Genomic DNA, 13,218 nt, shown 5'->3' with positions numbered 1-13,218 from the left:
AGGGTGATGGCGGCAGCCCCGGGCGCAGGCCCCATTCGCCGTTGCCACAGAGTGTGCGAGCGGTACCGGTGTTGACGCAGCAGCGGTTGCGAACCCGTTCCTCCGACGGCGAGCGTGGGCCGGAGCACGGGGCTGCCGCCATCACCCTGCGCGAGGTGCAGGCGATCAAACCAACAAGAACTCAGGAAGAAAACTGCAGAGCAGCCAGCCGCGCATACACCCCACCGAGCGCCACCAGCTCGGCGTGCGTGCCTTGCTCCACGAGCCGGCCGTGGTCCAGCACCAGGATGCGGTCGGCCTGCTGCACCGTGGCCAGGCGGTGCGCGATCACCAGTGTCGTGCGGTCCTTCATCGCCGACTCCAGCGCCGCCTGCACCATACGCTCGCTCTGCGCGTCCAGCGCACTCGTCGCCTCGTCCAGCAACAGCAGCGGCGGGTTCTTGAGCATGGCGCGCGCGATCGCAATGCGCTGGCGCTGGCCGCCCGAAAGCCGCACGCCGCGCTCGCCCAGGAAGGTGTCGTAGCCCTCGGGCAGGCGCGTGATGAACTCGTCGGCAAACGCCGCCTTTGCGGCGGCACGCACCTCCTCGTCGCTCGCGCCGGGCTTGCCGTAGCGGATGTTCTCCATCGCGCTGCTCGAGAAGATCACCGGGTCCTGCGGCACGATGCCGATGCGCCCGCGCAGCGCCTGCAGGTCCATGCGCTGGATCGGTGTGCCGTCCAGCGTGATGGTGCCCGCGGCCGGGTCGTACCAGCGCAGCAGCAGTCCGAACACCGTGGTCTTGCCGGCGCCGCTGGGACCGACCAGGGCCACGGTCTGGCCCGGTGCCACGTCCAGCGTCAGGTCCGACAGGGCGGCCTGGTCCGGGCGCGAAGGGTAGTGGAAGGTGATGCTGTCAAAGCGCACCGCGCTGCCGCCCTGCGGCCAGGGCACCGACACGGGTTGCGCCGGCGACTGGACCGGCGAGCGCAGCGCCAGCAGCTCCATCAGGCGCTCGCTCGCGCCGGCCGCGCGCAGCAGGTCGCCGTAGACCTCGCCCAGCACCGCCACCGCGCCCGCCAGGATGATGATGTAGACCACGGTCTGGCCCAGGTGGCCGGCGCTGATCTGCCCCGCGATCACCGCCTGCGTACCCTGGTACAGGCCCCACAGCAGCAGGGCCGCGGTGCTGATGATGATGAAGGCGATCAGCGCGGCGCGGGCGCGGCTGCGCCGCACGGCGGTGAGGAAGGCGCTGTCGGTCGAGGCCGAGAAGCGCTGCGCCTCGCGGTCTTCGGCCGCGTAGCTCTGCACCACCGGAATCGCGTTGAGCACCTCGGCCGCAATGGCGCTGGAATCGGCCACGCGGTCCTGGCTGGCGCGCGAGAGCTTGCGCACGCGCCGGCCGAACCACATGCTGGGCGCCACCACCAGCAGCAGGATCAGCAGCACCTGCGTCATCACGTAAGGGTTGGTCCAGATCAGCATGCCCAGCGCGCCGATACCGGTGACCGCGTTGCGCAGGCCCATCGACATCGACGAGCCGACCACGGTCTGCACCAGGGTGGTGTCGGTGGTCAGGCGCGAGAGCACCTCGCCGGTCTGGGTGGTCTCGAAGAACTGCGGGCTCTGTCGCAGCACATGGCTGTAGACGGCATTGCGCAGGTCGGCCGTGACGCGCTCGCCGATCCAGCTGACGAAGTAGAAACGCACCGCCGACGAAAGGCCCAGCAGCACCGCCACGCCGAACAGTTGCAGGAAATGGCCGCGCAGCGCCATGGTCTGGTCGCCGCGGTCGGCCGACACCAGCCCTCCGTCGATCAGCTGGCGCAGTGCCAGCGGGAACAGCAGCGTGGCCACGGCGGCCAGTGTCAGAAACAGCAGGGCTCCGGCGATCTGCCAGCGGTAGGGCCGCAGGAACGGCAGCAGGCCGCTCAGGGATGTGGGGGTGGTGGCGCGGGGGCGGTCTGCCGGCGAGGGGGTGCTCATGCCCCAAGTGTGCCGGCTCGACGGCGGCTTCGCTTACAGCGATGCGTGGCGGCCGATGACCCGGGAATGGGCGCGTTCCAGTTCACCGATCAGGTCGTCGATCTGTGCCATGAACTGGTCGCGGCTGGCATAGGGGTGGCGGGTGATCAGTGCGGTCGAGCGATCAGCCAATTCGGGCTCGCCGGCCTGACGGGCCCAGCGGCGCACCTCGCAGTAGGCCAACAGGGCCAGGCGGCCCATGTCGCCGGTGCGGCGGGCGTGTTGCATGTCGCCGAGGAGGTCCTCAAGGCCAACTTGCAGGGGAGCAGTGGTGGTACCCATGGTGCAGCGCAACATTATGGGTAAAACCGTTATGGGTTGCAACGAGTGAGCGCGTTTTAGGGGTTTCTCCCTTTTTGAGACCGCCCGCCGCCTTTGTGTGCTCAGAGCACCAGGCGTTTCGCGTAGCCGGTCATCTCCAGGTAGCCGCGGCCGACGCGTTTTCCATTGCTGTCGAACAGGTTGGACAAACCTTCCCAGTACACGGTGCCGGTGCTGCCCCGGGCGTCCAGTTCCTGTGGGTCGATCACCGCCTTGACGGTGTAGAAGTCGCCCGGTGTGCGCACCATCCACTCCACCGGATAGCGCGCACGGGTGCGCGGGCTGGTCCAGTGCCGCAGCGGCACCCAGTCCAGCTCCCCGGGCAGGAAGCGGTAAATGTCGGTGGGGCTCTGGGCGCTGCCCGCGGCGCGGAAGGACCCACCCGCCCAGAGCTTGCTGCCGTCTGCGCGCCGCAGCTGGAAGGCTGTGATGCTGTGGCCTCCCTCCAGGTTCATGCCGAACCAGTCCCAGCCCACCGCATCGGGGTGTATCAGCGCCTCGCTCCACTCGTGGTCCAGCCAGGCCGTGCCCTGGACCTCGAACCGCTGTCCTTTGAGGTCCAGCGTGCCACGCACCGCCAGCTGCGGGTGGCTGACGTAGAAGCTGGCCTGGGATGGCTCGGGGCCCTTGCGCGAGAAGCCTTGGTCGCCCTGCAGAAGCCAGGCCTGTGTGGGCGTGACCTCCAGGTCGATCTGCAGCTCGTCGCCCGGGGCGCGGGTGGTGTAGCGGCCGTCGGCCTCGCGGCGCAGGAACCAGTCGCGGATCGCCACATGGGTGTCTTCGGTGCTGGCGAACACCGCGCGCTCGGTGCGCGCCGGCGGTTCGCCGTTCCAGCGCGCGATGCGCTGGTCGTGCAGCAGCCGGCCGCTGTGCACGTCGGTGATGGCGGCGTGCGCGAACAGCAGCTGGCGCGCGGCGAGGCGGCCGGGCAGGGCTTCGGTGCCGTCGACGCGGCTGCGGAAAAACGTGATCTGGAAGCCAAACTCGCGACCGCTGGCGTCTTTTGCGTGGCCGGTCAGGTACCACCACTCGGTGCGCGTGTCGTTGTGGGTGCCGTGGTCGCGCGGGAACACCAGCGGGCGCGGCACCAGATCGCGTGAAAGCGCAGGCAGCGGCGCCGCCAGCCCGGCGGCGATCAGCGCGCGGCGCGTGAGACCGTCCATCACCAGTCCTCCTTGACCGCCTGGACCGCATCGCGGCCGGCGGCGGCGCGCCCGGCCAGCCAGGCCGTGACCGTGCCGGCGGCGACCACGGCGGCGCACAGCGCCAGCAGGCGCCACCAGGGCAGCGACAGCTCCATGGTCCAGTGAAAGCTCTGCGGGTTGACCACGTGCACCAGCACCACGCTCACCGCCAGCCCGAGCGCCAAGCCGGCGAGCGCCCCCAGGGCGGTCCACGACAGGCCTTCGAGCGCCACCACGCCGAGGATCTGCTGGCGCGTCAGCCCCAGGTGGGCCAGCAGCCCGAACTCCTTGCGCCGCGCCAGCACCTGGGCGCTGAAGCTGGCCGCCACGCCGAACAGGCCGATACCGATCGCCACCGCCTGCAGCCAGTAGGTGACGGCGAAGCTGCGGTCGAAGATGCGCAGCGAGGTGGCGCGGATCTGGCCCGCCGAGGCGAACTCGATCAGGTCCTGTGCGCCCGCGGACTGCGCCAGCGCACGGACCGCCTCGCGCACCGTGTCTTCGTCGGTATCGGGCGACAGGTGCAGGGCGAGGTCGTTGACGCGGCGGTCGCCCGAGAGCCGCTGGTAGTCGGCCAGGTCGATGACCACGCTGCCGTGCTGGCGCGCGTAGTCGCGCCACACGCCGGCCACGAAGAAGCGGGTGCCCGCCGGCAGGGCCGGGAACGCCGGGGCGAGCGCGTCCAGCGCGCCGCCCGGGCGCGCGCTGTGCAGGTCCACCATGGCCTCGCTCACGTACACCGCGACCGCGCCCACCGGCGGGATCACCGCGTCGCCGACCAGGGGCAGGCGCTGGCCGGGCACGCCGGTGTCGTCGTGCACCAGTGGCCGCGCCAGCAGGGTCACCGCCGGCCGGGCCGGGTCGACCAGCACCTCGGTGGCGCGCAGCGGGTCGACACGGTTGACGCCCGGCACCGCGCGCACCGCGGCCACGAAGTCCGGCGGCAGGGCCTGCCCTTGCGCGCCGCTGCCCGCGCTGCGCACATACAGCTGCGCCGGCAGCACGCCGTCGAGCCACTGCGTCACCGAGTCGCGGAAGCTCGCCACCATCACCGTCAGCGCGACCGACAGCGCCAGGCTCGCGACCACGCCGCTGGTGGCCACGGCGGCGGTCTCGCGCAGGCGCCGCGAGCGTTCGACCGCCAGCAGGGGCAGGGCCAGCCTGGCCACACGGGGCGCCACGCGGTCCAGCAGAGCGCCCACCGCCAGCGGCAGCGCCGCGATGCCGCCCACCAGCAGCAGGCCCACCGACACATAGGCGGCCAGCGGAATGCCCGCGACCGGCGGTGCCCAGGCCAGGGCTGCGGCCAGGACCATCAGCCCCAGAGCGAGCCGGTGGCTTCGCCGGGACACCGGGCCGGATGCCCCCAGCCCCTTCAGCGCCAGGGCCGGCGCCATGGCGGCGGCGGCGCGCGCCGGCCACCAGCCGCCGACCAGGGCGGCGACCACGCCCAGTGCGCCGTAGACCAGGGCGGCGGGCGTGCTCCAGTGCAGCGAGGGTGCGACGCCCGAAAAGTAGCCGCCACCCAGGTCGCCTCCCAGCAGCCGCAGCGCGGCCACAGCCAGGCCGGTGCCCAGCGCCACGCCCAGCGCGCTGCCGATCAGGCCCAGCACCGCCGACTCGGCCAGCACCAGACGCAGCCGCTCCGGCGCCGACAGGCCCAGCACGCCCAGCAGCGCAATCTGCTGCTGCCGCCGCGCGACCGACAGCGACAACACCGAGAACACCAGGAAGCCTCCGGTGAACAGCGCCACCAGCGCCAGCACGGTCAGGTTGACCCGGTAGGCGCGCGAGAGGTTGTCGGCGCGCTCACCCGCCTGGCCCGGCGGCTGGGCGATCACGTGGGGCGGCAGGGCGAGCCCGCGCAGCAGTGCCTGGGTGTCGGTGCCTGGCGCCAGGCGCAGGTCGATGCGGCTGACTTCCCCGGTGCGGCCCATCAGCGCCTGCGCCGCCGCGATGTCCATCACCAGCATGGGCGCGCCGGGCGCGTTGACGCTGCCGGCCACCCGCAGGGTCGCGCGTTCCAAGCCACTCTGCACCTGCAGCGTGGCCGGCAGATCGCCCGAGGGCGCCAGCACCTGCCGCGCCGCCGGGTTGAGGAACACCGCATCGGGGGCAAACAGCTCGAAGCGTCCCTGGGCGGCCGGATCGTCGCGCGGCGTGGGCCGCGGCATCAGCGCGGGTGAGACGGCGGCCACCGACAGCGCATCCACGCCGACCAGCCGCACGCCCTGGCGCCGGGCATTGGCGAGCGGCACCGAGGTGGACACTTCCAGCACCGGGCTTGCGGCGGCCACACCGGGTGCCTGCGCCACCGGCTCCAGCAGCGCGTCGTCCAGCCCACCCTGGCGCGCGCGCAGCGACAGGTCGGGCTGACCGTTCACCGCGCTCACCGCCCCGGAAAACTCCGCCAGCGCCGATGCATTGATCAGCTGCACCGCCAGCGCCAGGGCCACCCCCAGCATCACCGCCACCACGGCAGCGGCCGTGCGCCAGGGGTGGTGGCGCAGTTCCTGCCAGGAGTAGGTCTTGAGCAGCGCAAACATCGTGTGAGCTTAGCGCTCCGGCCAGGCTCCCCATGGGGGACGTGGTCATGTGGTCCAATACGGGGTTTCCAACCAACTTTCCCTTGAGACCGACATGGGCAACAAAATCGTCACCGAAGCCGACCGCAAAGCCACTCCCCGTCCCACCGCCGCCGACGGCGTGGTGCTGCCCACCCCCGGCCGCGGCCAGCGCGTGAGCCTGGAGCGTGGTGTCGCCACGCGCAGCAAGAAGAACCCCGGCAAGCGTTCGAAGAAGGGCGGCTGATCGCCTGGGGTCCGGTCCCCACCCCGAGAAAAGGCCCGTCAGGGCCTTTTCGGTTTTTTGGGCCCGCCGATTAAAATTGCCGGCTTCACCGGGGGTGCCGGGCCCGCAGCAATGCGGGCGGCGGCTGAGAAATACCCCTCTCACCTGATCTGGGTTGTGCCAGCGTAGGGAGCGTGACAAGCCGGTCCGCCGTTTGCCGTGGTCCGTCCTGCTCAAGCCCTCGCGGGCGTTTTGACAAGGCGGATGCACATGCAACGGCGGTTTCTCTTTTCGGCGCTCCTCTCCCTTTCTTCGTTGTCGCTCGCGGGCCTGGCCCAGGCGCAGGCACCGATGCCCCTGCGGGTTCTGACCCACAGCTCCTTCGATCTGCCCAAGGAGCTGCTGGCGCAGTTCGAGAAGGACGCGGGCGTGCGGCTGCAGATCGTCAAGGCCGGCGATGCGGGCGAGATGACCAACAAGCTCATCCTGACGAAAGCCAAGCCGATCGCCGACGTGGCCTTTGGCATCGACAACACCCTGCTGCCGCGCGCGCTGGCCGCCGGCGTGGTCGAGCCCTACACCGGCCCGGCGGCACAGCGCGCAGCAGCGGTGAGCATGGACGGCGGCGTGGTGCCGGTGGACTTCGGCTACGTCAACCTCAACATCGACAAGGCCTGGTTCGCGAAGAAGGGCCTGGCGCTGCCGGCCTCGCTGGACGACCTGGCCAAGCCCGCCTACGCCAAGCTGCTGGTGGTGCAGAACCCGGCGACCTCCAGCCCCGGCCAGGCCTTCCTGTTCGCGACCATCGCCGGCCTGGGCGAAGAGGGCGCATTCCAGTGGTGGGGCCGCATGCGCGGCAACGGCGTGAAGGTGGTCAAGGGCTGGACCGAGGCCTACTACACCGAGTTCACGCGCAACGGCGGCACGCGCCCCATCGTCGTGAGCTACGCCAGCAGCCCGGCGGCCGAGGTCTTCTACAGCAAGGAGAAGATCACCGAGTCGCCCACCGCCAACCTGTTCCTAAAGGGGGGCGTGTTCCGCCAGGTCGAGGGCGTGGCCCTGGTCAAGGGCGGCAACCCGGCCGCGCGCGAAGCCGCCGGCAAGTTCATCGAGTTCCTGCGCTCGGCCCCGGCGCAGCAGGCGCTGCAGACCACGATGTGGATGTATCCGGCCGAGGCCGGCGCGGCGCGGGTGGACGTGATGAAGACCCATGCGGTGGAGCCGACGGCGTTCGACAACCCGTCGGCCGCCGATGTGACCGCCAAAAACAAGGCCTGGCTGCAGCGCTGGACCAAGACAGTCTTGAAGTGAGGATGTCTCGCCGCTGGCTGCTGCCTGCGCTGCCGCTGGTGTTTCTGGCGGTGGTGCTGGTGGCGCCGGTGCTGCGGCTGCTGGCCGAGGGGCTGGCGCCTGGCGCGGCCGACGGCGCCGAGCCGCTGCGCTGGCTGGACGTCTGGCAGGACGATTACCTGCGCTGGCGCGTGCTGTGGTCGTTCGCGCAGGCGGGCATCACCTGTGCGCTGGCGCTGCTGCTGGGCCTGCCCTGCGCCTGGGTGCTGGCGCGGCGCGAGTTCCCGGGGCGCGCGCTGGTGTTGCGCCTCTTGATGCTGCCCTTCGTGGTGCCGACCCTGGTGGCGGCCATGGGCGTGCTGGCGCTGTGGGGGCCGCGCGGCCTGATCGGCGGGCCGCTGGCCGACGCCGGCGTCGAGCTCACCGACACACCCTGGCTGCTGCTCTACGGCAACCTGTTCTTCAACCTCTGCCTGGTGGTGCGCGCCGGTGTCGACGCGCTGGAGCAGGTCGGCGCGCAGCGGCTCGCAGCCGCGCGCACCCTGGGCGCCACGCCCTGGCGCGCGTTCTGGCGCATCGAGTGGCCGGCCATCGCGCCCTGGCTGGCGTCGGCACTGTGCCTGGTGTTCCTCTACTGCTTCGCGGGCTTCGGCCTCGCGCTGGTGCTGGGCGGCCAGCGCTACGCCACCGCCGAGGTCGAGATCTACACCCTGGTGGCGCACGAGCTGGAACTGGGCCGTGCGGGCGTGCTCGCGGTCTGGATGATGGCGCTGACCGGCGCCGTGGCCCTGGCCTACGCCTGGCTGGAGCGCCGGCTGGCGGCGCCGGCGCGGGTCGCGCCTGTGCCGCGGCAGCGGCCGGCCACGGCCCTGCAGTGGCTGGGTGTGGCGGGCGCGATGGGGCTGCTGGTGCTGGTCTGTGTCGCGCCGCTGGCGGCCATCCTCTGGCACGCCGCGTCGGCGCTGTTCGTCGGCCAGGGCGCGGCCGTGCTCACCGATGCCGACACCCTGGCCGCGCTGGGCAACACGCTGCGTTTCTCGGTGCTGGCCGTGGTGTTCGCCACCGCGCTCGGCCTGTCGCACGCCTTCGCCCTGCAGTCTTCGGTGACCTGGCGCGCGCTGGCTTTCCTGCCTTTCGTTGTCTCGCCGGTGAGCGTAGCCTTTGGCCTGCTGCTGCTCTACCCCGACTGGAGCGCGAGCCTGCCGGTGCTGCTGGCGGCCTACGCGCTGCTGGCCTGGCCTTTCGTCACCAAGTCTGTAACCGCCGCGCTTGACGGCCTGCCGGTCCACTGCGCGCAGGCCGCGGCCACGCTCGGTGCCACCCCCTGGCGCGTGTTCCGGCGCGTCACGCTGCCGATGATCGCGCCTGCGCTGCGGCGCGGCATGGCCTTTGCCGCCGCCACCGCGCTGGGCGAGTTCGCTGTCACGCTGTTTCTCTCGCGGCCCGAATGGACCACGCTCACCACCCTGATCCACCAGCACCTGGGCCGGCCCGGCGCCGCCCCGCTGGATGCGGCCTTCGTGCTCGCGGCGCTGCTGATGGCGCTGGCGCTGCTGGCCTTCCTGCTGATCGAGGGCCGCGACCGCCGCGCCGGGGACAATGCCCGCCATGCTTGAACTGCGCGACATCCACAAACACTGGCACGACGCACCCGAATGGCCGCTGCTGTCCGGCGTGAACCTGCGCGTGGACGCGGGCGAGACGGTGGCGCTGCTCGGTGCCTCGGGCAGCGGCAAGAGCACGCTGCTCAAGATCGTGGCCGGGCTCGAAGCGCCGGAGCAGGGCAGCGTCTGGTTCGACGGCGTGGACATCACCGGCTGGCCGCCCGAGCGGCGCCGCTTTGCGCTGATGTTTCAGGACTTCGCGCTGTTCCCCCACCTGAACGTGCGCGACAACGTGGCCTTCGGCCTGATCGAGCAGCGCGTGCGCAAGACCGAGGCCCGCGATCGCGCGCAGGCCATGCTCGCGCGCTTCGGCCTGGCCGGTCACGGCGACGCGCGCGTCTGGACCCTTTCGGGCGGCGAGCAGCAGCGTGTGGCGCTGGCGCGTGCGCTGATCACGCAGCCCAGAGCGCTGCTGCTGGATGAGCCTTTCAGCGCGCTGGATGCCCACCTGCGCGAGCAATTGCGCGACGAGTTTCGCGAGCGCATCACCGAGGCCGGCATGGCCGCGATCCTGGTGACGCACGACGCGCAGGAGGCCCAGGCCATGGCGCAACATGCGTGGACCTTGCGTGAGGGGCGCCCGCAGCCCCTGTGGTGAGCGTTCGTAGAGGCCCTTGCATTCTTCCGGGCATAAGATGCCTGGTCATTAATTGACTAGGCAGGTATATACTGGGACTCCCTTCGTCGCCCGCCGCTGCCATGTCCAGAACTCCGAAACCCGTCCAGTTTTACAAGGCGGAAACCTACAACGCCGAGGAAAGCCTGGGCTTTCTCATGAAGCGGATCTTGCTGTCTGTCGTCCAGCAGGTGGACAACCGGCTGGTGGCGCATGACCTGACCACGGCACAGTGGGGGCCCCTCAAGCACCTGCAGTCCAACGGTGGTCGCAGCACGGTGGCCGAACTGGCCCGCTGGACGAACTCCGATGCCGGCGCCATGACGCGCCTTCTGGACCGGCTGGAGAAAAAAGGACTGTGCAAGCGTGTGCGTTCGACCGAAGACCGGCGGGTGGTTCTGGTCGACCTCACACCCGAGGGCGAGGCGGCTCTGGTGCATGTGCCGCAGGTTCTGTCGGACGTGCTCAATGCCCACCTGGCGGGGTTTTCCAAGTCGGAATGGGAGGCCCTCAAGGGTTACCTGACACGCATGGCCGAGACCGGGGATGCATTGCGCGATGCCGGGTGAAGGCGGCACTGGTTCGCCGCTTTTTTTTGGCTCAAAAAATTGACTAAGCAAATGAAGCCTGATCAGTTAATTGTTTTCCGCCTTGGCTCCGCCGCGGTGGTTCTGGCCGCGGCTGGCCTTCTGGCTGGCTGCGCCAGCACGGAAGGGATTTCCGCATCTGCACAGCCGCTGAACGCCTCCGACCTGGGTTTGGCGCAGACCGCGGCGCCCGCCCCGCTGGCCACCGACTGGTGGAGGGCCTGGGGCGACGACACGCTGTCGGATCTCATCGAGCAAGCCCTGCGATCGCAGCCCAGCCTGAAGGTGGCGCAGGCAAGGCTGGCCCGGGCGCAGGCCGCGGTGGAGGGCGAGCAGTCCACCGGCGGCCTTCATGTGAATGCGTCGGCGGACACCACCCGCGAGCATTTCAGCGCCACCAGCATCTACCCGGCTCCGCTGGGTGGTTCCATCCGGACCCTGGCGAACGTGCAAGTGGCTGCCCAGTGGGAGTTCGACTTCTTCGGGCGCCACCGGGCCGCTCTGGACGCGGCCCTGGGGCAGACCCGTGCCGCGCAGGCCGACCTGCAGGCGGCCCGCAACCTGCTGGCCAGTCAGGTGGCACAGACCTGGGTGCAGCTGGGACGGCTGCAGGCGCAGCGCGAGGTGGCGCAGCGCACCCTGACCCAGCGGGAGCAGATGCTGGCCGTGATCCGCCAGCGCGTGGACGCGGGGCTCGACACCCGTGTCGAACTGCGCCAGGGGGAGGGGGCCTTGCCCGACGCGCGCCAGCAGATCGAAGCGCTCGATGAACAGATCGCACTTGCGCGCCATGCGCTGGCCGCGTTGGTGGCGCAGCCACCGAACGCATTCGAGACACTCAGGGTGGACCTGTCGCGGTTGCAGGCCGGTGATCTGCCAACCGGGGTGCCGGCGGACCTGCTCGGCCGCCGGCCCGACCTGGCCGCCGCGCGCTGGCGCGTGGAAGCTGCCATGCGTGGGGTGGACGTGGCCCGTGCGCAGTTCTATCCCAACGTCAATCTCGCGGCGTTCATCGGGCTCTCCAGTATCGGGCTGGACCGGTTGATCGAGGCCGACAGCCGACAGTTTGGCGTGGGGCCGGCGATCCGCCTGCCGATCTTCGACAGTGGCGCCCTGCGCGCCAACCTGCGGGGGCGCACCGCCGAACTGGACGCTGCCATCGAGGGCTACAACAGCGCGCTGCTGGAATCGGTGCGCGACGCGGCCGACCAGCTGAGCAGCCTGCAGTCGGTGCAGCGCCAGCAGGCCGAGCAGGCCCAGGCCCTGGCCGCCGCCGAATCGGCGTACGACATCGCGCTGCAGCGCTACCGCGCTGGTCTGACCGGCCACCTCACCGTGCTGACTGCCGAGACCACGCGGCTCACCCAGCGCCGCCTGGGCGTGGACCTGCGGGCCCGCGACCTGTCCGCCCGCATCGGTCTGGTGCGCGCACTGGGCGGTGGCTACACGGACGACACCCCCACGCCATCGCGCGGCTGATGCCACACCCCAACGCTCACGGAATTTCGACATGACCACCCCCGACACCACCACCCCCGCCCCCCAAAGCAACACCGCCCGCCGCAAGGCACTCACCGGCGTGGCCGCCGCCGTGGCGCTGGCCGCCGTCGGCTACGGCGCCTACTGGGCGCTCGTGCTCAATCACTACGAAACCACCGACAACGCCTATGTGCAGGGCAACGTGGTGCAGCTCACCCCGCAGACCGGCGGCACCGTGGTGGCCATCAACGCCAACGACACCGACCACGTCAAGGCCGGCCAGTGGCTGGTTCGCCTGGACCCGGCCGACGCCCAGGTTGCGCTCGACCAGGCCGAGGCGCAGCTGGCCCAGACCGTGCGCGAGGTGCGCACGCTGTACGCCAACAACCGCACGCTGGCCGCGCAGATCGCCTTGCGCGAGGCCGATCTGGCCCGCGCCCAGAGCGAGCAGGCCCGGTTGCAGGACGACGTGAACCGCCGCCAGCCGCTGGTGGCCACCGGCGCCGTGGGGCGCGAAGAGTTCAACCACGTCAGCGCCCAGCTGGCCGCGGCCCGCAGCAGCGCCGAAGCGGCGCGCTCGGCCCTGCTGGCCGCGCGCGAGCAGCTCGCGTCCAGCCAGTCGCTCACCGAGGGGGTCGCCTTCGACCAGCACCCGAGCGTGCAGCGCGCCGCGGCGCGGGTGCGTGAGGCCTTCCTGGCGCTGCGCCGTGTGGAGGTCCAGGCGCCGGTGGACGGCTATGTGGCGCGCCGCAATGTGCAGCTCGGCCAGCGCGTGCAGGCCGGTGCGCCGCTGCTGTCGGTGATCGCACTCGACCAGGTCTGGGTCGAGGCCAACTTCAAGGAAAGCCAGTTGCAGAAGCTGCGCCTGGGCCAGCCGGCCGAGCTCACCGCCGATGTGTACGGCTCCAAGGTGGTCTACCACGGTCAGATCGATGGCCTCGGTGCCGGCACCGGCGCAGCCTTCGCCCTGCTGCCGGCGCAGAACGCGACCGGCAACTGGATCAAGGTGGTGCAGCGCGTGCCGGTGCGCATCAAGCTCGATGCCGCCGAGCTCCAGCAGCACCCCTTGCGCGTGGGCCTGTCGATGGAAGCCCGTGTGGATGTGAGCCAGACCGATGGTGGCGTGCTGGCCGCCGATGCCAGCACCGCAGCTCCGGCCGAGACCAAGGTGTTCGAGCAGGACAGCCGCGAGGCCGATGCCCGTGTGCGACAGATTATCGCGGCCAACAGCGGCGTCGCTCGTGCCCACGCCGCCGTGGCAGGCGGTAACGAGGCCTGA

Annotated in this window: 11 protein-coding genes and 1 riboswitch; of the genes, 7 read left to right on the top strand and 4 right to left on the bottom strand. The window is 70.9% G+C overall.

Annotated features, from left to right (window positions below):
- Positions 1 to 181: 181 nt before the first annotated feature.
- From BC358_RS18175 to BC358_RS18160, 4 genes are all read right to left on the bottom strand, one after another.
- A complete protein-coding gene (locus BC358_RS18175; RefSeq protein ID WP_079366923.1) occupies positions 182 to 1,969 on the bottom strand; it encodes an ABC transporter transmembrane domain-containing protein in 1,788 nt (595 codons plus the stop codon).
- A gap of 33 nt (positions 1,970 to 2,002) precedes the next feature.
- A complete protein-coding gene (locus BC358_RS18170) occupies positions 2,003 to 2,236 on the bottom strand; it encodes a hypothetical protein (protein ID WP_079366922.1) in 234 nt (77 codons plus the stop codon).
- Between the two features lie 155 nt (positions 2,237 to 2,391).
- Complete coding sequence (locus BC358_RS18165) at positions 2,392 to 3,492, bottom strand: lipocalin-like domain-containing protein (RefSeq protein WP_079366921.1); 1,101 nt, start codon at positions 3,490 to 3,492, stop codon at positions 2,392 to 2,394.
- A complete protein-coding gene (locus BC358_RS18160; protein WP_079366920.1) occupies positions 3,492 to 6,059 on the bottom strand; it encodes an FtsX-like permease family protein in 2,568 nt (855 codons plus the stop codon). The genes BC358_RS18165 and BC358_RS18160 overlap by 1 nt, the downstream gene beginning before the upstream one ends.
- A gap of 94 nt (positions 6,060 to 6,153) precedes the next feature.
- Here BC358_RS18160 and BC358_RS22155 point away from each other — a divergent pair, with 94 nt between their 5' ends.
- The 7 genes from BC358_RS22155 (at position 6,154) to BC358_RS18130 (ending at position 13,218) form a co-directional block, all read left to right on the top strand.
- Positions 6,154 to 6,324 (top strand): hypothetical protein, encoded by a 171-nt coding sequence (locus tag BC358_RS22155; protein WP_165961666.1) that lies wholly within the window; start codon positions 6,154 to 6,156, stop codon positions 6,322 to 6,324.
- A gap of 80 nt (positions 6,325 to 6,404) precedes the next feature.
- Positions 6,405 to 6,513: riboswitch (TPP riboswitch) on the top strand.
- 141 nt (positions 6,514 to 6,654) lie between these two features.
- Positions 6,655 to 7,614: a thiamine ABC transporter substrate binding subunit gene (locus BC358_RS18155; RefSeq protein ID WP_256861575.1), complete on the top strand. Its 960-nt coding sequence runs from the start codon at positions 6,655 to 6,657 to the stop codon at positions 7,612 to 7,614.
- Between the two features lie 2 nt (positions 7,615 to 7,616).
- Complete coding sequence (locus tag BC358_RS18150) at positions 7,617 to 9,209, top strand: iron ABC transporter permease (protein WP_079366919.1); 1,593 nt, start codon at positions 7,617 to 7,619, stop codon at positions 9,207 to 9,209.
- Positions 9,202 to 9,855, top strand: coding sequence for an ABC transporter ATP-binding protein (locus tag BC358_RS18145; RefSeq protein WP_066150890.1), 654 nt, complete (start codon positions 9,202 to 9,204; stop codon positions 9,853 to 9,855). The genes BC358_RS18150 and BC358_RS18145 overlap by 8 nt, the downstream gene beginning before the upstream one ends.
- 176 nt (positions 9,856 to 10,031) lie before the next feature.
- Positions 10,032 to 10,442, top strand: a complete 411-nt coding sequence (locus tag BC358_RS18140) for a MarR family winged helix-turn-helix transcriptional regulator (RefSeq protein ID WP_255284126.1) — start codon at positions 10,032 to 10,034, stop codon at positions 10,440 to 10,442.
- Positions 10,443 to 10,493: 51 nt separating this feature from the next.
- Entirely contained in the window at positions 10,494 to 11,939 is a 1,446-nt protein-coding gene (locus BC358_RS18135; protein ID WP_079366918.1) for an efflux transporter outer membrane subunit, read from the top strand.
- 31 nt (positions 11,940 to 11,970) lie between these two features.
- Complete coding sequence (locus tag BC358_RS18130; RefSeq protein WP_079366917.1) at positions 11,971 to 13,218, top strand: efflux RND transporter periplasmic adaptor subunit; 1,248 nt, start codon at positions 11,971 to 11,973, stop codon at positions 13,216 to 13,218.

The sequence above is a fragment of the Hydrogenophaga sp. H7 genome (assembly GCF_002025745.1).
In the GTDB taxonomy this organism is placed as follows: Bacteria; Pseudomonadota; Gammaproteobacteria; order Burkholderiales; family Burkholderiaceae_C; genus Hydrogenophaga; species Hydrogenophaga pseudoflava.
This window is presented reverse-complemented; position numbering and strand designations above follow the sequence as displayed.